Source organism: Actinoplanes ianthinogenes, assembly GCF_018324205.1.
Taxonomy (GTDB): Bacteria; Actinomycetota; Actinomycetes; order Mycobacteriales; family Micromonosporaceae; genus Actinoplanes; species Actinoplanes ianthinogenes.
Genome location: NZ_AP023356.1, coordinates 9,316,695 through 9,334,966, shown reverse-complemented (window position 1 = coordinate 9,334,966; position 18,272 = coordinate 9,316,695). Strand labels below are relative to the sequence as shown.

The window sequence follows — 18,272 nt, the reverse complement described above, 5'->3', positions numbered from 1 at the left end:
GTGGGAGCCCCGGCCGTCCGATCGGGGCTCCCCCGCTTTCAGGTTTGGTTACCAGGGAACGGCGACGACCCGGACATGATTGTCGTCCGGGTGGTAGTGGGAGATGAACAGCGACGTCGACGTGCTCAGCTCGGGGTGCCCGATGAAGGCGTAGCACCAGCTCTTCGTGGTGCTGGCGCAGCCGGGCAGGACGGCTTCGGCGCCGGCCGTCCACGGGCCGGTCGGCGCGGCGGCGTTCCACACGCGGTAGTGGCCGGCGATCGTGGTCTGCTCGATCGCGACGTAGCCGCGGCCCGGGAAGACCCGCACGTCGACCCCGAACGGGCGCGCGCCCGGCAGTGCCGAGGTGGCCGCCGCCGGATCCGCCGACCAGGCGGAGCCGGTCCAGTACCGGTAGCTGCTCGCGGTGGACCAGCCCGCGCTGGCCGACCACGGGGTGCGGGCCAGCACGACGGTGCCGTCACCGCAGGCACCGAAGGCCGAGGACGTACACAAGAAGGTGTAAAGGTACAGGTAGCCGTCGGCGGCGAAGGTCGGCGAGCCGAGACGGCGCTGCCAGGGCAGCTCACCGGAGGCCGGCCGGGGGAACACGGTCGCCGGCCCGACCAGCTGGTTGGTCGCCGGGTCGTAGAACGTGACCCCGTAGCTCTGCGTGGTCCACGCCTTGTTGTACACGCAGACGTTCGTGTAGGTCAGGAACAGCAGCGACGAGCCGCTGCGCCCGCTGATGGTCCGGTTCGGCCCGCGGGTGAGGCCGGTGATCCAGGAGGCGGCGTACGAGTCGGTCCCGCTCGTGCCGCAGGCGGTGGTGGTGCCGGGCAGCACCAGCCCGGACGGGGTGGGCAGGAACGGCGCGGGCCCGCGGGTGCTCGGCACGGCCGGCGCGGCGGGCGGGGTGGGCAGCTCGCTCAGCGTGCTGGGCACCTGCCCGGCGGTGTAGGAGCCGCGCGCGGCGGTCGACCCGCCGATGAACCCGATCACGGTGCCGGCCGGGTTCACGACCGCGGTGTCGCAGAACGTCCACAGTGCCTGCCCGCTCGCCGACGGGATCGGCGCGCTGAACCCGCAGTCACGGCCGAGGGTGTTGCCGCTGGCCGTCTCGTAGCGGGACACCACCCGGGCCGGGGGCGGCGAGTCCGCCCGGGCGATCTCGGGTACGGCGAGCACCGCCCCGGTGACGAGTAAGGCTGTCAGGGCTCCGCGGATCCGCATCGTGTCCACCCCCGGTTGATGACGGTTGTCGATGCCAGCGTTACATGAGACGGGGCTCACACGGAACCAGAAGAAGCTTGCCTCTGACGTACGGGGAAAGGTTTACGTTTCTGCTCCCTGCGAGCGTCGAAGGAAACCCGTCATGCGTGAGATCCGAGTGGCACCCACCGGTGAGCCGGCCGTCGTGCGGGCCGGCCTGCCCGAGCCGGGGCCGGGCGAGGTGCTCGTCCGCAACCGCTGGTTCACCGTGTTCGCCGCGTTGCGGACACTGCTGGCCGGCGGCGTGCCGGGCGCGCCGCTGCCCGCGCTGCGGCCGGGCGACACCCTGTTCGGGCCGGCGATCGGTGAGATCGTCGGCGGGCCGGACGCCGGTGCCCTGGTCCGGCACATGCGCGGCTGGCGGGAGTACGCGGCGGTCCCGGTGTCCGAGATCGATCCGGTCAGCCCCGCCCTGCCGGACCCGGTCGCGCACTTCGCGCAGGGCACCACCGCGTACGGCGCGCTCACCCGGGCCGCCCCGATCCGGCCCGGGGACACGGTGTTCGTCTCCGGCGGCGCGGGCTCGGTCGGCACCATGGCCGGGCAGATCGCCCGGCTGCTGGGCGCCGGGCGGGTGGTCGGCAGCACCGGCTCGGCGTGGAAGGCCGAGCGGATGCGGGAGCTCGGCTACGACGCGGTGGTCACCCGGCCGCTGGACGAGCAGCTGGCGAAAGCCGCCCCGGACGGCGTCGACGTCCTCTTCGACAACGTCGGCGGCGGCGACCTGCGGGCGGCGATCGCCGCGGCCAACCGGTCCGCCCGGTTCGCGCTGGTCGGGGCGCTCTCCGGGCAGCTCGCCCAGCACGGCAGCGGCACCACCGGGCCGGTGGAGATCGACTCCTACCAGGTGATCCTCAAGCAGATCACGATGACCGGCTACAGCGCGGGCGGCGACGCCGAGGTGCGCGCCGAGTGGGACGCGCGCTTCGCGGAATGGCTCTCCGCTGGCAGAATCGAGTTCCCGCACGTGCTGGTGGACGGCATCGAGCAGGCGCCGCAAGCTTTGCGGGACGTGTGGGCGGGCCGCCACTTCGGGACCGTGGTGGTGACGCTGACCTAGGACGGGGGCCTCCGGGTGCGGATCGGGGATGCGGCGGCAGCGGCCGGCACGACGCCACGGGCGCTGCGCTTCTACGAGGAGAACGGGCTGCTGCCGGCCCCCGAGCGCACCCCGACCGGCCAGCGCGTCTACGGGCCGCGGGAGCTGAACCGGGTCCGGGTCATCCGGGAGCTGCTCGGCCTGGGGCTCACCGTCGCCGACATCCGCGCGTGTGCGGACCGCTTGGACCTCCTGGAGGACGATCAACTTCCCCCGTACGGCGGTCCGGGCACCTGCGCTCGCCCGGCCGGCATCGTCAACCGTCGCATCGCCGCCCTGGACGCGGAGATCGCCCGGCTCAGCGGCCTGCGCGACCGGCTCGCGGCCCGGATCAGCACCTGACCGCCCGTGGTGGCACTGCGGTTCGCGACGCGCGGGTCCGACTCACCCTGGGTCGACGCCGTGTGGACGTGCGCGAGCGAGCAGGTCAGCGCGATGACATCGGTCGCCTGCGTGCGCTGGGGCCTGGTCTTCTGGGAGCAGGCCGGCCGGGCGCACGCGGCGGTCACCGGTCCCGAGACCCGGACCACGACGGCGCCGGTGCCGGAAGGCGCGACCTTCACCGGCATCGACTTCGCCATCGGCACCTCGCTGCGGTTCGTGTCCACCCCGGAGCTGACCGACGGCGGCATCGTGTTGCCCGACACCGCCCGCCGGACGTTCCGGCTGGACGGCCGGCGCTGGGCGACGCCCGGCCCGGACGATGCCGAGGCCCTGGTCGCGCGTCTGGTCCGGGCCGGGGTCGTGGTCCCCGACCCGCTGGTCGCCGACGTGCTGCGGGGTCACCGCACGGACGTGTCGGGCCGCACGGTCGAACGCCGGTTCCGCGCGGTCACCGGGCTGACGCGGGGCGCCGTCCGGCAGATCGAGCGGGCCAGGGCCGCGGCGCGGCTGCTGGCCGCCGGGGAGGCGGCCGGCGAGGTCGTCGCCAAGCTCGACTACTTCGACGAGCCGCACCTGGCGCGGGCCCTGCGCTCCTACGTCGGGCGCACGGCCGGGCAGCTGCGTGCCGGGGCCGGCGGCGCGATCGCCCTCGACCTGGATCAGCGCTTGACGGAGTAGACCAGTTTCAGGATCCCGTTGGCATAGCTCTCCGATTCGCGCAGCGTCAGCATCCGCTTGTCCCGATCGGCCCGGCCGAACAGGCTCTTCCCGGCCCCGAGCAGGACCGGGAAGACAAGCAGGTTGTACTGGTCGATCAGGTCCGCGTCGGACAGCCGCCGGGCCAGCTCGGCGCTGCCGTGTATGAAGATCGCGCCGCCCTCGCCCTGCTTGAGCGCGGCGACGTCCGCGGTCGACCGCAGGATCGTGGTCGGCCCCCACCCGTCGACGACGGCGTCGTCGGTCAGCGTCTGCGACACGACGTACTTGGGCAGCTCCTTGTAGCCGGCGTGGTCCGCCGATCCGGGCCAGACCGGCGCGAACGCCTCGTAGCTGTGACGGCCGAACATCAGCGCCGTCGTGTCGGCGAGCTCCTCGCCCTTCAGCGACCAGGCCTCCGGGACGAACTCGAGGTCCTTGACCACCCAGCCGCCGCTGCGGTGCCCCTCCTCGGGACCGCCGGGCGAGTCCACGATCCCGTCGAGCGACATGAAACCGGTGTAGACCAGGTCACGCATGGGTGCTGTCTCCTTCAGACTCGGCCGGACTGGCGGGATTCACGCTAGGACCCGGCCCGGCCGGCCGTCTTGGACGGAAACGACAGCGGCTCAGCGGGTGCGGCGGCCGGCCAGCAGGGCGCCGATGACGGTGGTGCCCGGGCCGAGCCGGCCGCCCGGGCCCGGCAGCTGGGTGGTGTTGCCGGCCGTCAGTGGCTCCTGGCAGTGCGCACAGGTGGTGACCGCGGTGGTGTCCTGCCCGCAGTCGCGGTGGTGGAGGCGCACGGGCGGGCCGTCCTGGCTGTACCAGCGATCACCCCAGTTCATCAGGGCGAGCAGGACCGGAAACAGCTCCCTGCCCTTCTCGGTCGGGACGTAGTGCTCGCGGGGCGGGTGGTCCTGGTAGCGCTCGCGGGCCAGGACGTCCTCCTCCACGAGCCGGTTCAGGCGCTGGGTCAGGACCTTGCGGGAGATCGGGAGGTCCTCGGCCAGGTCGTCGAAGCGGGTGATGCCGACCAGCACGTCTCGCATGATCAGCGCGGTCCAGGCGTCGGCGAACAGGTCGGTCGCGCGGGCGATGGAGCAGGCCACATCGGTCAGTCGCGTGCGGGTCATGCGCAGGAGCCTACTGCGAGTAGAGTTCCCTCAGGGAACTCAAGGGGGAGGCAGCATGGCCGGTCCGCGCCTGGAGCTCGACACCCGTTCGGCAGATGCCATCGACGGCCGCCATGTGCGTGCGGTCGCTTTTCACGAGGTGCGACTTTCGTACGTACGGAAAACTGCTCTTGATCTTGTCGGGCCGGCGGCCCGCACCCTGGTCGTCGGCGGCGGCCGTGGGGTGCTGGCCGGCGGTCTGGCCGGGCTCGGCCTGGAGGTGACCAGCGTCGATCCGTCGCCGGTCGCGACCGAGCTGGCCAGGGAATCCGTGCCGGGCGTTGATTTCGTGACCGCGCCGGGCGAGGAGTTGCCGTTCCCGGACGCGGCGTTCGACCTCGTCTACTGCGCCGACACATTCGAGATCACCGAGGATCTCGACCGGGTGGCCGGCGAGGTGGCCCGGGTGCTGCGGCCGGGCGGGGTGCTCGTCTACGACACGGTGAATCGGACGGTGCCCGGGCGGATGGTGTATCTCGGGGCGTTCCAGGCTATTCCGTTCACGCGGATCATGCCGCCGGGGCGGTACACGGCCGGGCGCCTGCGGCCGCCCGGTGAGATCGACGCCGCGCTGGCCGCGCACGGGCTGCGCGGGCGGGAGGTGTGCGGGTTCAAGCCGGCGAGCATCGGGCGGCTGGTCAGCGCGGTGCTGCGGCGCCGGCGGGGGCGGCTGAGCGACGAGGAGATCGGTCCGCTGACCGGGTTCGTGCTGGATCCGTCCGGGCCGCCGGTCGTCACCTATCTGGGGTGGGCGTCGAAGGACGGGCCTGGGAGCCGGACTGTCTAACGTTGGCCACATGCAGAAACGCATTCTCGGCAGGGGCCTCGAGGTGTCGGCGATCGGCTTCGGGGCGATGGGCATGAGCCAGAGCTACGGGCCGGGGCCGGACCGGGACGCCAACATCGCGCTGCTGCGGGCGGCCGTCGAGCGCGGGGTGACCTTCTTCGACACGGCCGAGGTGTACGGGCCGTTCGTCAACGAGGAGCTGGTCGGCGAGGCGCTCGAACCCGTGCGGGACCAGGTCGTCATCGCGACCAAGTTCGGCTTCGCCTTCGACGCCGACGGCAGGCAGACGGGGCTGTCGAGCCGGCCGGAGCACATCAAGCAGGTCGCGGACGCCTCGCTGCGGCGGCTGCGCACCGACCGGATCGACCTGTTCTATCAGCACCGGGTCAACCCCGAGGTGCCGATCGAGGAGGTCGCCGGCGCGGTCCGGGAGCTGATCGAGGCCGGCAAGGTCAAGCACTTCGGCATGTCCGAGGCGGCGGCCGCGACCGTGCGGCGGGCGCACGCGGTGCAGCCGGTGACCGCGGTGCAGAACGAGTACTCGCTGTGGTGGAAGCGGCCCGAGGCGGAGATCATCCCGCTGTGCGCGGAACTCGGGATCGGACTGGTCCCCTACAGCCCGCTGGGCAAGGGGTTCCTGACCGGGGCGATCTCGCCGGAGACCGCGTTCACGCCGGGTGACATCCGGACGACCATCCCCCGGTTCGCGGAGGAGGCGCGCGAGGCCAACCAGGAGCTGATCGACCTGGTCGGGGAGATCGCGCGACGCAAGGGTGTGACGATGGCGCAGATCGCGCTGGGCTGGCTGCTCGCGCAGCGGCCGTGGATCGTGCCGATCCCGGGGACCCGGCGGTTGGAGCGGCTGGAGGAGAACATCGGGGCCGCCTCGGTGACGCTGAGCCCCGAGGATCTGGCGGAGATCGATGCGGCCACGGCTCGGGTCGAGATCCAGGGCGCGCGGTACGCCGAACAGATGGAGCGGATGACGAACCGCTGAGCTCGCCCAGCTCGGGGGATGTCGCGCTCAGGTTGTGTCAGGCATCGGCTCGGGTCAGGGAGCGCAGGGATTCCACCACGATGTCCGGTGCTCGCAGTGGCAGGAAGTGGTCGGCGCCGGAGACCCTCTGGAGGCGGCAGGCCGGGAGGCGGCGGGCGGCTTCGAGGCAGGCCGGGACGAACGACGGGCGTTCCAGGTCACCGAGCAGCAGGACGCCGGGGGTGGTGATGTCCTCCAGGCGGGACCAGGTGTCGCCGTCGCCGGCCAGGGTGTCGGCCCAGTGCAGCCAGAAGCGGACCGAGGAGCGCAGCTGGTCGACGACGACCGGGTCGCGGCCGGCCCGGGCCCAGCGGGTGACGCCCTGCTCGAGGAAGATCGCCGGGTCGGGGCTGTCCGGCTCGTCGGCGGGATCGTGCGCGGGCGGGGCGCCGGAGATGCCGGGGCAGGCCAGCACCATGCCACGGACCCGATCCGGCTCGGCCAGGGCGAGGTCGAGGGTGGTGCCGCCGCCCATGCTGCACCCGGCGAACAGCGCCGGCCCGGCGCCGAACCGGTCGAGGACGCGGCGCAGGTCGTCGAGCAGGGAGAACCGGCGGGCCGGTGGCGCGGAGCGGCCGAAGCCCCGGACGTCGTAGCGGATCAGGCGGTACTCGCCGGTGAGGCGTTCCCGCACGGGATCCCAGATCCGGGAGTCGCCGGTGCCCGGGTGCAGCAGCACAACGGGCGGCAGGTCGCCGCCGGTGTCCTCGGCCCAGACGGACCCGTCCCCCACATCGATCAACTCTTGCACGGCGACGAGCCTGCCACACCGGACAGGCTTCGCAACTGCGAATCTTGGCGCTCGGTGAGTCCACCACGTTCGTCGAGCCAGGCCAGCATCGCGGCGGCGATGCCTCCGGGGCGCAGCTCTTCCGGACAGCGGGCGAGGTAGCGGTCGGCCACCTCACGGTCCCCCGTGACTTCGAGGAGGGCGAGTTCGGCGTTGCCGGTGCCGTACTGCCGCAGCGCCGGGGCCGCGGCCGCGGCGGCCGGACCGATCCGGCCGAGGACGGAGAAGGTCAGGTCCGGTGTGTCGTTCTCGACCGCGCCGAGCCTGGCGATCAACTCCGGCACCGCGGCGGCGGCCGCCGGACCGAACGCGGCGAGCACACGCATCGGCAGGCCGGGCTCGCACGAGGCCGGCTGGGCGGCGACGATCTGCCGGGCGGCAGCCACCGGGGCATCCGGGTCGGCGCCGGCCCGGGCGACCGCTCGGAACGCCTCGGCGAGGCGGGGTTCGTCGCTGCCGGCGAGCATAAGGTGAATCAGGTGGGGCACCGCCCGGTGGTCGCCGGTGGCGCCCAGCGCGGTGGCGGCGACCGGGCCGAGGACGGGATCGCCGAGCATCGCGGCGAGGTCGTCGGCGGCCAGGCAGGAGGCGGTCAGCGAGGTCGCGATCGCGTGCAGGGCCGCCGGGCGTACCGAAATCGCATCGAGCAGACCGGTGAGCATCGGGGTGACCCGGACCGGAGCGGTCCGCCATTGCCGCATCGCGGCGACGGCCATCCGCACACCTTCGAGCCGGACCGCCAGGCTCTCCGACGGCTGGGTCAGCTCTTCCGCCCAGGCGCAGCAGTCCGCCTCCCGGTCGAGGCGGGTCAGTGCGGACGCCCAGTGCCGGCCGGGTGCGTTCAGCGCACCGATGGAGGCTTCGAGATCGACACGGATCGCGGCGTCCAGGGCCGGCCAGGCCGCCGGATCGTGCTCGCGATACAGGGCGACGTTGGCCAGCAGCCGGACGGCCGGGACCGGATCTGAGCGCAGATCCTCCAGAATCGGCTGCCGCTGCCACGGGATGGACTCCATCAGCGCGATCCGGGTGACCGGGTCGGTCGAAGCGGACAACGCGGCCAGGGCGCGCTCCGGTGCGGCGGTGCTCACCAGCAGCGTGGCCGCGGCTCGCCGGACCTGCGGATCCGGGTCGCTGAGGGCTTGTCCGGCCGCGTCCGCGATCAGCGGCCAGTCCGGGTTGGCGGCGGACAGGTCGTTCAGCAGGGTGAGGGCCCGCCGGGCGTGGCGACCGGTCGTGTGGGCCAGCAGGTGCCGCGTGACCGGGCCGTCCCGGTCGGCACGGACCCAGTAGAGGATGCGCGACCCCGAGTCGCTGCGGGGGTCGAGGGCGCCGCCCGAGGCGAGCCCTTTCTCCAGCCAGGACCAGTCGCCCAGGGGCGACCGCAGCGGTGGGCGGGTCACCTGTGGATCTTAAACAGCGCCGCCACGGGGAGGCACGTCCGTGGCGGCGCTGCCGGTTTCACCTGGCGAGGTGGTAGACCCACATCGTGGGGCGGTTGCCCACCGCCGGGCCGGCTACGTACAGGCGGCCGTTGACGATGACCGGGGTGGTCATGAAGGCGTCGGTGGGCTGGGTGGTGGCGGCGAACAGCGGGCCGCAGACGCGCTCGCCGCAGCCGCGGGCGTCGAAGCCGCCGATCTGGCCGACGTTCTGGGTGTAGTAGGTGACGCCGCCCGCGGTGGACGGGGAGGCGCTGGTGCCGGACTCCGGGCCGAGGTTGCCGATCCACAGGAAGTCGCAGACCGGCTTGCCGCAGCCGTTGGCGTCGAAGGCGTACAGCAGGCCGACCGCGCTGCCGTAGAGCACGCCGTCGGCGACGGTCAGGTTGGCCTGGATCGAGTCGAAGTCCGCCGGGTGGGCGATCCAGAGCGGCGGGCAGTCGAGGTTCCGGGTTGAGGAGCAGCCGGTCGACGACATGGCGTAGACGGTGCTGGTCACCCCGCCGGGGCTCTGGAAGTCGACGCTGGCGAAGTACACCGTGTCGCCGTCGACCGTGGGTCCGACGTCCTGGATGAGGCCGGAACCGGTGTCCGAGCCGGCGACCGGCCGGCTGGCCCAGACCGGCGGGCAGGCCGGCTTGCCGCAGCCGCCGGCGGCGAACGCCACCAGACGGTCCGACGAGGTCGCGTAGACCAGGCCGTTGGCCACCGCCGGGGCGGCGTTGCCGGAGGTCTTCAGGGCACCGGTCCACAGCGGTTTGCAGGTGGCCCGGCCGCAGCCGGAGGCGGTGAAGGCCAGCAACCGGCCGTCACCGGCGACGATGTAGAGGGTGCCGCCGGATACGGTGGGTGACGAGTCGGTGTTGGGCACCGCAGCCGTCCAGACCGGCTTGCAGGACTTCTGCCCGCAGCCGGCGGCCCGGAACGCGTACAGCGTGCCGAGGTTGTTGTCGGTGTTGCCGGCCGAGGAGACGAAGACCAGGCCGCCGGCGACCGCCGGGGTGGTGAACGCCCCGTTGCTGAGCCGCGCGGTCCACAGCGGGTCGCACTGGTCGGCGCCGCAGCCGGTGGCCGGCAGGGCGAGCAGCAGGCCCTGGTCGGTGCCGAGGTAGGCGACGTCGCCCACGACCGCCGGGGACGAGCGCGAGACGCCGCCGAAGGTCGCGTCGGCCGGGCCGGCCGCGACGTACTCCAGGGTGAGGTTGCGGACCGTGTCGCGGGTGATGGTCTTCTCGTCCGGGTTGGCGCCGGAGAGCCGGGCGTCATGACCGAACTGTGGCCAGGTCACCGAGGCGGCCGACGCCGGTCCGGGCGCCGCGAGGGACGCCAGGACCAGGGCGAGGACCGCGGTGAGGAGAAGCCGGATCCGCATCTCAGCCGCCGGTGACGGTCAGCGAGAAGGTTTCCGTGTCGCCGATCGGGTCGCTGCTGATCGTGATCGCCGAGACGGTGACCGTGAAGGTCCCGGCCAGCGCCGACGAGGTGGAGTTCAGCGAGAGGATCGAGGTGGCCGCGAGGAACGGCTTGGCCGGGAAGAACCGCGCCGTGACCCCGTCCGGCAGGCCGGTGGCGGTCAGGTTGACCCGGGTGTCCTCCAGCTTGGGGATCACGGTGAACGTGACGAAGTTCGAGGCCCGGCCGCCGGCCTGGATCGTCACCGCGCTCTTGCTCAGGTGCATGGTGTAGGCGGTCTGCGGGTCCGCGACCGCGGCGGCGGCCGGTGCGGCCAGTGCCAGCGCGAACGCCCCCGCGGCCGCACTGCCGAGAATGCGGTACATGATCATCCTTCCGTTTCGAGGCGGCCGGGTGCGGCCCCGGCCGTCGCCTGTCACCCCGACGCTGGCAGCGGCGGCTGAAACGGAACTGAGGCGGCGCTGAAACCACCAGCGCCGCCTCGACGATTTTTCACCCCGGTTTTCGGTACGGTCAGCAGCTCCCGTTGTCGGCCCAGACGTCCCACTGTCCGCTGTGGGTGGCCGGCGACTCGCCCTGCGTCCACCACTTCGCGGTGTACTTGTGCCCGTTCTGGCTCACCTGGTTGCCCTGCGTGTATACCGCCGTGGCGCTCCACGCCGTCACCGCGCAGGTTCCGGTCGGCGGGGTGCTGGTGGTCGGCGACGACGAGGGCGGCGTGGTGGGCGGGGTGGCGCCGGCGAACCGGGCCGAGTACTTGGTGAACTCCCACGGCGTCTGCGGGACGCTGCTGCACGTGCCGGAGGTGGTGCTCTGGTTGGGGTCGGCGCACTGGCGGTCCCGGTTGACCGACCAGTTGGTGTATCGCGCCAGCTTGTGGCTGAGCGCGTAGTCCAGGGTGGTCTGGAAGTCGGCCTGCCGGAAGTACTCGCCGGCGTCGCTGCGCCCGTTCATCTGCGAGATGCCCTCGTGCGCGTACGCGGTGGCGCTGTCCCACCCGAACGTGTTCATCAGGATGGTGTGGAACGCCTCCAGCGCCGACACCTGGGCGCTGCCACCGCTGAACCCGCCGTCGAACGGCATGATCGAGTAGTTGGCCGGGGTGAAGCCCTGTCCCTTGGCCTCGTTGAGCATCTGGGTGCCGAACCAGCCGGTGCCGGCCGCGGTGCCCGCCGTGGTGATCGAGATGTACAGGCCGGGGTTGTTCTTCTGGAGGATCTTCGCGGCGCCGATCTCGTTGTGCACGGCCGCGGTGTTCTCGTACTCGGGCTCCTCCAGGTCGAAGTCCATCGCCTTGAGCCCGTACTTCGTGACGACCTGCTGGTACGCGGCGGCGGTCGCCTCCGGGGTGCCGCAGGTCTGCCCGAGCTTGGTGCCGCCGTAGCCGCCGATCGAGACGCTGACGTCACCGCCGTTGTCGCGGATCCTGGTGATCAGGGCGGTGGCCGCGGTGTCGTCGGCGACCGGGCGGGTGCCGTCCCAGGTCGGGGTGCAGCCGCCGCCGTTGGGGGCCAGGATGAAGGCGAGCTGGAAGGCCTTCTGCCCGGTGGCGTTCATGACCTCGATCGGGTCGGGTGGGCTGTTGTCGAACGGCATCAGGTACGGCGCGGAGGCGTACCAGTTGCTGGACAGGGTGGCGGCGTCGGCCTGGCCGGCCACGGCGATCCCGGCTCCGGCCAGGGCCATCGCGCCGGCGGCGGCGACGAGCAGTCTCTTCATGACATCTCCCGGTCTGAATCTTTAACAAAGTTTCCTAATTGATTCAGCTCGTTCACACCCATGACGGATGTCATGCATTGACACATTCGAATTTTTACCCCTACCGTCCGACTGTTAGGAAACCTTTCTAAGAGTTCGGAGGCAGATCCGATGATGCGAAAACGCCTGGCCGCCGCGGTGCTCGGGTGCACCGTCGCCGCTGTGACGGTGGCGATGGTGCACCCGGCCGACGCCGCCACGCCGCTGCCGGCGCACGTCTTCGCGCCCTATTTCGAGGCGTGGACCGGTGACAACCCGGCCACCCTGGCGCAACAGTCCGGGGCCAAGCACCTGACCATGGCGTTCCTCCAGGCCGCCACGAAAGGCTCGTGCACCGCGTACTGGAACGGGGACAGCGGCAGCCCGGTGTCCACCTCGGTCTTCGGCACCGAGATCGCCGCGATCCGGGCCGGCGGCGGGGACGTGATCCCGTCGTTCGGCGGCTACACGGCCGACAACACCGGGACCGAGATCGCGGACAGCTGCACCAGCGTGAGCTCGATCGCCGCGGTGTTCCAGAACGTGATCACCACGTACGACGTGACCCGCATCGACCTGGACATCGAGGACAACTCGCTGACCAACAGCGCGGGCATCGACCGGCGCAACAAGGCGATCAAGCAGGTGGAGGACTGGGCCGCCACGCAGGGGCGCACCGTGCAGTTCAGCTACACGCTGCCGACCACGACCGGTGGGCTGGCCGACTCCGGGCTCGCCGTGCTGCGCAACGCGGTCAGCAACAACGCCCGCGTCGACCTGGTCAACATCATGACCTTCGACTACTACGACGGCGCGACCCACCAGATGGCGGCGGACACCAAGACCGCCGCGACCGGGCTGCACGACCAGCTCGGCCGGCTGTACCCGGGCAAGACCGACGCGCAGCTGTGGAACATGGTCGGGGTGACCGAGATGATCGGCATCGACGACTACGGCGCGGCCGAGACGTTCACGACGGCCGACGCGCCGGTGGTGGCGCAGTGGGCCACGGAGAAGGGCCTGGGCCTGCTGTCGTTCTGGGCGTTGCAGCGCGACAACGGCGGCTGCCCGGGTGTGGGCGGCAGCGACAGCTGCTCCGGCGTCAGCCAGTCGACCTGGCAGTTCAGCAAGGCGTTCGCCTCGTTCACGTCCGGCGGAGCCCCGAGCGGCAGCCCGAGCACCAGCCCGAGCGGCAGCCCCAGCACCTCGCCGTCCAACACCATCCCCCCGTGCACCGCACCCGCCTGGAACGCCACGAGCGTCTACACCGGCGGATCCACCGTCTCGTACGCCGGGCACCTCTACCGCGCCAAGTGGTGGACCCAGGGCGAGTCCCCGGCCACGCACAGCGGACAGTGGGACGTCTGGGCCGACAAGGGCGCCTGCTGATCGAAAGCGGACCGGTCCGGGGCTGCGTCCGGGCCGGTCCGCTGCTAGATTCCTGCCATGTCACCGTGCAAGTCCTGACTGTCACACCTGGACGCGCGGGTGGAGTCTGCCCAGCGTCTCTCGGACCGTGTCGACACGTGTGACAGGACTTCTCCGTGGCACTTCTCCAGACCTCCCCCGATTTCCGTCTGCTCCTCGGCGGCCGGCTGATCTCCCAGCTCGGCGACCACCTCCAGTTCCTCGCCCTCCCCCTGCTCGTCGTCGCCCTGACCGGGTCGTCGACGCAGACCGGCCTCGTGCTCGGCGTGCAGACCATCGTCTACCTGCTGTTCGGGCTGGTGGCCGGCGCGCTCGCCGACCGCTGGGACCGCAAGACCACGATGATCTGGTGCGAGATCGGCCGCGGGCTGCTGACCGCGTCGATCCCGATCGCCGCCTGGGCCGGCCTGCTCGGCATGCCGCAACTGTTCGTCGTCGCGATCGCCACCGGCGTGCTCAGCACCCTGTTCGGCGCGGCGAACAGCTCAGCCCTGCCGAACCTGGTCACCAGCGACGAGTTGCCGGGTGCGCTCGGCGCGCTCGGGGCCATGTCCACCACGCTGCGGGTCATCGGCGCCTCGGTGGCCGGCATCGTCTACGCCCTGGGCCGGACGATCCCGTTCGCCGTCAACGCGGTCTCGTTTCTCGCCTCGGCGGCAGCCCTGCGGGCCATCCGTGCGGACTTCCACCAGGAACGGTCCGCGGCTTCGCCGCGCACGCTGCTGGCCGACATCGGCCAGGGCCTGTCCTGGCTGTGGCATCGGCCGGTGATCCGGACCCTGGCCCTGCTCGATGCGGGCGACAGTTTCCGGTACGGCGCCGGCTACCTGCTGATCATCATGTTGGCCCAGCACCTGCACGCGAACGCCGGCCAGGTCGGGCTGGTCTTCACCGGCGCGGCGGCCGGCGCCCTGCTCGGCAGCCTGCTGGCCCCGAAGCTGGCCCGCCGGTTCCCGCTCGGCCGGCTCTCGATCGCCATGCTGTGGGCCGAGGCTCTGGCGTTCCCGTTCTACGCGGTGGCGCCGGCCTGGTGGCTACTCCTGGTCGTGGCGTTCGCCGAGTCGGTGGTCACGCCGATCTACACGGTCGCCCTGGACTCCTACCGGATCAGCGTCACGCCGGACGCGCTGCGCGGCCGGGTCACCGGCGCGATCGACACCCTCACCACCGGGGCGGCCGCGGTCGGAACCCTGGCCAGTGGTGCCCTCATCGCGTTGATCGGGGCGCCGGCGCTTACCTACGCGCTGGCCGGATGGCTCACGATCCTCGCGCTGGCGGCGACGCTGAGCCCGACCGTACGCCGGGCGAGCTCAACGGATTGACACGATTTAGGGTGGGGGCATGGCGTCGATCAAGAAGTTTCAGGTGACCTTCGACTGCGCGGAGCCGGAGCGGGTCGCCCGGTTCTGGTGCGAGGTGCTCGGATATGTCGCACCCGACTCCGACGGCACCGAGTCCCCCGCCTGGTTCAGCGCCACCGACCCCACCGGCGAGGGCCCCCGGCTGTTCTTCCAGCGCGTCCCGGAGGGCAAGGTCGTCAAGAACCGGGTGCACCTCGACGTGCGGGCCGGCACCGGACTCGTCGGCGCCGAGCGGCTCGCCGTGCTGGAGGCCGAGCGCGACCGGCTGGTCGCGCTCGGCGCGGTGCACCTGTACACGCAGTACGCCAACGACGAGGACGAATCCTGCATCACCATGCAGGACGTCGAGGGCAACGAGTTCTGCCTCGACTGAGCGGCGCCACCTCAGCAGCTGAACTTGACCGTCCGGCTGCTTCCCTCGTCGACCGACGACTCGATCGCGTCACCGACGAATTTCGCCCACACCACCCGGTAGTTCATCCGGTAGGAATGGGTGCCGGAGTGGCAGGCTCCGCTCAGCGGATAGGTGTGATCGCCACGCGTGTCCGGGATGGCTTTCGCTCCCGTGCTGCGCACGTTCTGCCAATTACAACCCCAGAATCCGCACACTTTCCGTTGCAGTTTGAATTGCACCGTCGCCCCGCAGTTCATTCTGGCCCAGACCCGGATCGTGCCGCTGCCCGACACCGTTCCCCCGGACCTCGACACGTCGGTGACCGAGCTGTGTTGCAGCGGATCCGAAATGAAGTTGCACGCTGCCGCGGCGGGCTGCGCCCCGATCACCGACACGGCCGGAACGGCAAGCATCGCGGCGGCGGCGGACAGGGCAAGCCTGCGCTTTGTGATCATTGTTTCTCCCGGTGAGCGCGAAATGTTTCTGTACGCCAGCAAACATTCACCGGACCATTTCGACAATCACCCGGCCGAGCATCACCCGCCCCGTTCTCGGACGGGTTCATGGAGGCGGTCAGATCACTCGGCCGAATGGCCTTTTCGCCGCACCGCGAGGTCGATGGTCAGGCGGCGTCGCGGTCGCGGGTGCGGCCGGACAGGTCGCGCAGCCAGGTGCAGAGGGTGCTGGTGACGGCGTCCTCGTACTCCGCCAGGGCGTGCGGGGCCGACACCATCGCCCGGGTGGTGCGGCGGCGTCGTTGCGGCTCCAGCACGGCCAGGCACCGGGCGATGACCTCCTCGAAGGTCGCCCGGTCGGTCGCCGCCATGGTCAACAGGACGCGGTCGAGGACCTCGGCCGGGGTCAGCCGGCCCGGCACGTCGAGGATCCAGGCGTGCTGCCGCTCGCGGCCGGAATCGGTCAGGGTGCAGACCCGTGGGGCGCGGCGGGTGGCGCCGTTCAGCAAGCGGACGTGGCCGAGCTTCTCCTGGCGGCTGAGTGCCGCCACGACCCGGTTGATCCCGACGGCCCGCTGCGGGCCGAACGTGCCGGCATGTCGTTGTTGCAGCTCGTGCGGCGTCGCGGGCCGGTCGGCCAGAAAGACGAGCAGCATGTCCCCGAGCGTTGCCGTCATGGCGCTGCGCCGCCTCCCGCAACCCAAACATCTACATGCGTGTAAAAGCTAACACGCCCGTTATGCTGCTCCGTGACCACCGAACCGTGTGATGGGATCTGACCATGTCCGACGGCTCGTCCGCCGGCCCACTGCGGTTCGAGGTTCTCGGCCCGATCCGGGCCTTCCGGGGCGAGGAGCCGATCGATCTGGGCCCGCCCTCGCAGCGTGCGGTCCTGGCCGCCCTGCTGCTGAGCCCGGGCGAGCCGGTGCCGCTGGAGCGCATCGTCGCCGCGCTCTGGGACGGTGACCCGCCGGACAACGGCGCCGACGTCGTGCTGCGCTGCATCGGGGCGCTGCGCCGGAGCCTGGACCCGGAGCGGACCTCGCTGCTGGCGCTCACCGATGGGGGATATGTGCTGCGGGTCGGCGCCGGCGCGGTCGACGCCGGGCAGTTCCGCGCGAGCCTGGCTCAGGCGCGCAGCGAGCACCGCACCGGCAACCTCGACACCGCCACGGTGGTGGTGCACCGCGCGCTCAGCCTCTGGCAGCAGGAACCGCTGACCGGGATGACCGGGGCGATCTTCGAGGCGGCCCGCGCCCGGCTCCACCGCGAGCGGGCCGAGGCCGCGACGCTACTGACCGCCCAGTCCGCCACCCGGCCGACGCACGTCACGCCGCCGCAAGAGCCAACCCGCATCGCACCGCGCCAAGAGCCGACCCGCACCGCTCCACCGCAAGAGCCGACCTGGGTCGCCCCACCGCAGGAGCCAACCCGCACCGCCCCGGCGCAAGAGCCGACCCGTGCCGCCGCGCCGGCGCGTGCCGAACCTGTCCGGCCCGAGCCGGCGCCCACCGATCCGACCCGGCTCGACCCCGCCCGGACCGAGAAAATCGCGACCCCCGAATACCCCGAGGCGATCGACCCGTGGGACGGTCACGACCTCTTCCCGCCCGACCCGATGTCAATCCTCTAGCGGCCGGAAGAACGCCACCAGGTCCTCGACCAGCAGCTCCGGCACCTCCAGGGCCGGAAAATGCCCGCCCCGATCATGCTCCTTCCAATACCGGATGTCCGGATACCGCCGCCGCGCCCACCGCCGCGACGGCCGCGGCACCTCCGCCGGAAAGATCGACGCCCCGACCGGCACCGATACCTGCCGGGCATCCGCGCCGGTGATCCATCCGGATACCTGATCAATGCTCTCCGCATACAGCCGCGCCGACGATGCCCCCGTCCCGGTCAGCCAATACAGCGTCACCTGATCGAGCACCTGATCCCGGGTCAGCTCACCCCACGTCAACAGTTTCTCCGCCATCCACGCGCACAATCCGGCCGGCGAATCCGTCAACCCGTAGCCCACCGTCTGCGGAACGGTCCGGTGCACCTCGGAGTACGCCGAGTTGTCCCGCGCACGCTGCCTCAGTTGCGCCACCGCGTCCCGCTCCGCCGCGGTGAGCTCCTCCCCCGGAGCCGGCCCGGCCAGCGGCGGGACCAGATGGATCCCGCACACGTGCTCGCTGTCGGCCGTCGCGAGCAGGCTCGACACACTGGTCCCCCAGTCACTGCCCGCCGCGCCGTACCGTACATAGCCGAGCGTGCCCATGATCTGTGCCCAAGCGGCCGCAATCGCCTCGATCCCCCACCCCGGGCCTGCGGGTTTGCCGCTGAAGCCATATCCGGGGAGCGACGGGATCACCACGTCGAACCCACGCTCGGTGAGCGGCTCGACCAGCCCGATCAGCTCCAGCACCGACCCCGGCCACCCGTGCGTGAGGATCAGCGGCAGCGCGCCGGGCCGCCCCGACCGCGCGTGCACCACATGAATCGGAAGATCATCAACAAAGATCAAGAATTGACGGTACGCATTGAGCCGCGCCTCGGCCGCCCGCCAGTCGTACTCCCCCGCCCAGTGCTCGCACAGCTCCCGCACCACCGACAGCGGAATCCCCTGCGCCCACCCGGCACCGGTCTCCGGCTCCGGCCAGCGTGTCCGCCGCAGCCGGTCCCGCAGCTCGTCCAGCTCCGGCTCGGGCACCGCGACCCGGTAGGGCCGGACTTCGGTAACGCGCACCCCGCTCCCCTTCCGGCAACCACTTTAACTATTAGGGCTCTTAACCTTGTGGCCGCAGCCATCGATACCTAAAGATGTACCCCAAGGTCTCCCGGA

General features: G+C 71.5%; 20 protein-coding genes. 9 read left to right on the top strand and 11 right to left on the bottom strand.

The window, feature by feature from the left end; all coding sequences use genetic code 11:
* Positions 1-48: 48 nt before the first annotated feature.
* A complete protein-coding gene (locus tag Aiant_RS42395; protein ID WP_189330273.1) occupies positions 49-1,212 on the bottom strand; it encodes a glycoside hydrolase family 183 protein in 1,164 nt (387 codons plus the stop codon).
* 142 nt (positions 1,213-1,354) lie between these two features.
* Between Aiant_RS42395 and Aiant_RS42390 the strand changes: the two genes are divergently transcribed.
* From Aiant_RS42390 to Aiant_RS42380, 3 genes are read left to right on the top strand one after another with little or no spacing between them, the layout of a single operon-like run.
* Positions 1,355-2,311 carry an MDR family NADP-dependent oxidoreductase gene (locus Aiant_RS42390; protein WP_189330272.1) on the top strand — a complete coding sequence of 319 codons (957 nt, stop codon included), beginning with the start codon at positions 1,355-1,357 and terminating at the stop codon, positions 2,309-2,311.
* Positions 2,312-2,326: 15 nt separating this feature from the next.
* Positions 2,327-2,692 carry a MerR family transcriptional regulator gene (locus tag Aiant_RS42385; RefSeq protein ID WP_189330271.1) on the top strand — a complete coding sequence of 122 codons (366 nt, stop codon included), beginning with the start codon at positions 2,327-2,329 and terminating at the stop codon, positions 2,690-2,692.
* 9 nt (positions 2,693-2,701) lie between these two features.
* Positions 2,702-3,412, top strand: coding sequence for a helix-turn-helix domain-containing protein (locus Aiant_RS42380; RefSeq protein WP_189330665.1), 711 nt, complete (start codon positions 2,702-2,704; stop codon positions 3,410-3,412).
* Here Aiant_RS42380 and Aiant_RS42375 read toward each other — a convergent pair.
* The gene (locus Aiant_RS42375) at positions 3,394-3,969 is read right to left on the bottom strand and encodes a dihydrofolate reductase family protein (protein ID WP_189330270.1); all 576 of its coding nucleotides are present in this window, start codon (positions 3,967-3,969) and stop codon (positions 3,394-3,396) included. The two genes, Aiant_RS42380 and Aiant_RS42375, sit on opposite strands and share 19 nt — an antisense overlap.
* A 90-nt stretch (positions 3,970-4,059) precedes the next feature.
* Positions 4,060-4,563 carry a winged helix-turn-helix transcriptional regulator gene (locus tag Aiant_RS42370; protein ID WP_189330269.1) on the bottom strand — a complete coding sequence of 168 codons (504 nt, stop codon included), beginning with the start codon at positions 4,561-4,563 and terminating at the stop codon, positions 4,060-4,062.
* 55 nt (positions 4,564-4,618) lie between these two features.
* Between Aiant_RS42370 and Aiant_RS42365 the strand changes: the two genes are divergently transcribed.
* Together Aiant_RS42365 and Aiant_RS42360 are read left to right on the top strand one after the other, a co-directional pair.
* A complete protein-coding gene (locus tag Aiant_RS42365) occupies positions 4,619-5,389 on the top strand; it encodes a class I SAM-dependent methyltransferase (protein ID WP_189330268.1) in 771 nt (256 codons plus the stop codon).
* A gap of 10 nt (positions 5,390-5,399) precedes the next feature.
* The gene (locus tag Aiant_RS42360; protein ID WP_189330267.1) at positions 5,400-6,386 is read left to right on the top strand and encodes an aldo/keto reductase; all 987 of its coding nucleotides are present in this window, start codon (positions 5,400-5,402) and stop codon (positions 6,384-6,386) included.
* A 37-nt stretch (positions 6,387-6,423) separates the two neighbouring features.
* Here the strand turns inward: Aiant_RS42360 and Aiant_RS42355 are convergent, their stop codons facing one another.
* From Aiant_RS42355 to Aiant_RS42335, 5 genes are all read right to left on the bottom strand, one after another.
* Complete coding sequence (locus Aiant_RS42355) at positions 6,424-7,176, bottom strand: alpha/beta fold hydrolase (RefSeq protein WP_189330266.1); 753 nt, start codon at positions 7,174-7,176, stop codon at positions 6,424-6,426.
* On the bottom strand, positions 7,164-8,618 hold the full coding sequence (locus Aiant_RS42350) for a hypothetical protein (RefSeq protein ID WP_189330265.1): 1,455 nt from the start codon (positions 8,616-8,618) through the stop codon (positions 7,164-7,166). Before Aiant_RS42350 ends, Aiant_RS42355 begins: the two co-directional genes overlap by 13 nt.
* Positions 8,619-8,676: 58 nt before the next feature.
* On the bottom strand, positions 8,677-10,029 hold the full coding sequence (locus Aiant_RS42345) for an outer membrane protein assembly factor BamB family protein (protein WP_189330264.1): 1,353 nt from the start codon (positions 10,027-10,029) through the stop codon (positions 8,677-8,679).
* 1 nt (position 10,030) lies between these two features.
* Positions 10,031-10,435, bottom strand: coding sequence for a hypothetical protein (locus tag Aiant_RS42340; protein WP_189330263.1), 405 nt, complete (start codon positions 10,433-10,435; stop codon positions 10,031-10,033).
* Positions 10,436-10,583: 148 nt separating this feature from the next.
* Positions 10,584-11,789 (bottom strand): chitinase, encoded by a 1,206-nt coding sequence (locus tag Aiant_RS42335; protein ID WP_189330262.1) that lies wholly within the window; start codon positions 11,787-11,789, stop codon positions 10,584-10,586.
* Between the two features lie 150 nt (positions 11,790-11,939).
* On the opposite strand from Aiant_RS42335, the gene Aiant_RS42330 reads away from it, so the two are divergent.
* The 3 genes from Aiant_RS42330 (at position 11,940) to Aiant_RS42320 (ending at position 14,969) form a co-directional block, all read left to right on the top strand.
* Complete coding sequence (locus tag Aiant_RS42330) at positions 11,940-13,196, top strand: chitinase (protein ID WP_189330261.1); 1,257 nt, start codon at positions 11,940-11,942, stop codon at positions 13,194-13,196.
* 155 nt (positions 13,197-13,351) lie between these two features.
* Complete coding sequence (locus tag Aiant_RS42325) at positions 13,352-14,557, top strand: MFS transporter (protein ID WP_189330260.1); 1,206 nt, start codon at positions 13,352-13,354, stop codon at positions 14,555-14,557.
* A gap of 19 nt (positions 14,558-14,576) precedes the next feature.
* Positions 14,577-14,969, top strand: coding sequence for a VOC family protein (locus Aiant_RS42320; RefSeq protein WP_189330259.1), 393 nt, complete (start codon positions 14,577-14,579; stop codon positions 14,967-14,969).
* An 11-nt stretch (positions 14,970-14,980) separates the two neighbouring features.
* Here Aiant_RS42320 and Aiant_RS42315 read toward each other — a convergent pair whose 3' ends face one another.
* Positions 14,981-15,487: a hypothetical protein gene (locus tag Aiant_RS42315; protein ID WP_189330258.1), complete on the bottom strand. Its 507-nt coding sequence runs from the start codon at positions 15,485-15,487 to the stop codon at positions 14,981-14,983.
* A 125-nt stretch (positions 15,488-15,612) separates the two neighbouring features.
* Positions 15,613-16,101, bottom strand: a complete 489-nt coding sequence (locus Aiant_RS42310; protein WP_189330257.1) for a hypothetical protein — start codon at positions 16,099-16,101, stop codon at positions 15,613-15,615.
* Between the two features lie 125 nt (positions 16,102-16,226).
* On the opposite strand from Aiant_RS42310, the gene Aiant_RS42305 reads away from it, so the two are divergent.
* Complete coding sequence (locus Aiant_RS42305) at positions 16,227-17,078, top strand: AfsR/SARP family transcriptional regulator (protein ID WP_189330256.1); 852 nt, start codon at positions 16,227-16,229, stop codon at positions 17,076-17,078.
* Here the strand turns inward: Aiant_RS42305 and Aiant_RS42300 are convergent.
* Entirely contained in the window at positions 17,067-18,176 is a 1,110-nt protein-coding gene (locus tag Aiant_RS42300) for an epoxide hydrolase family protein (RefSeq protein WP_189330255.1), read from the bottom strand. The genes Aiant_RS42305 and Aiant_RS42300 overlap by 12 nt on opposite strands.
* Positions 18,177-18,272: the final 96 nt, after the last annotated feature.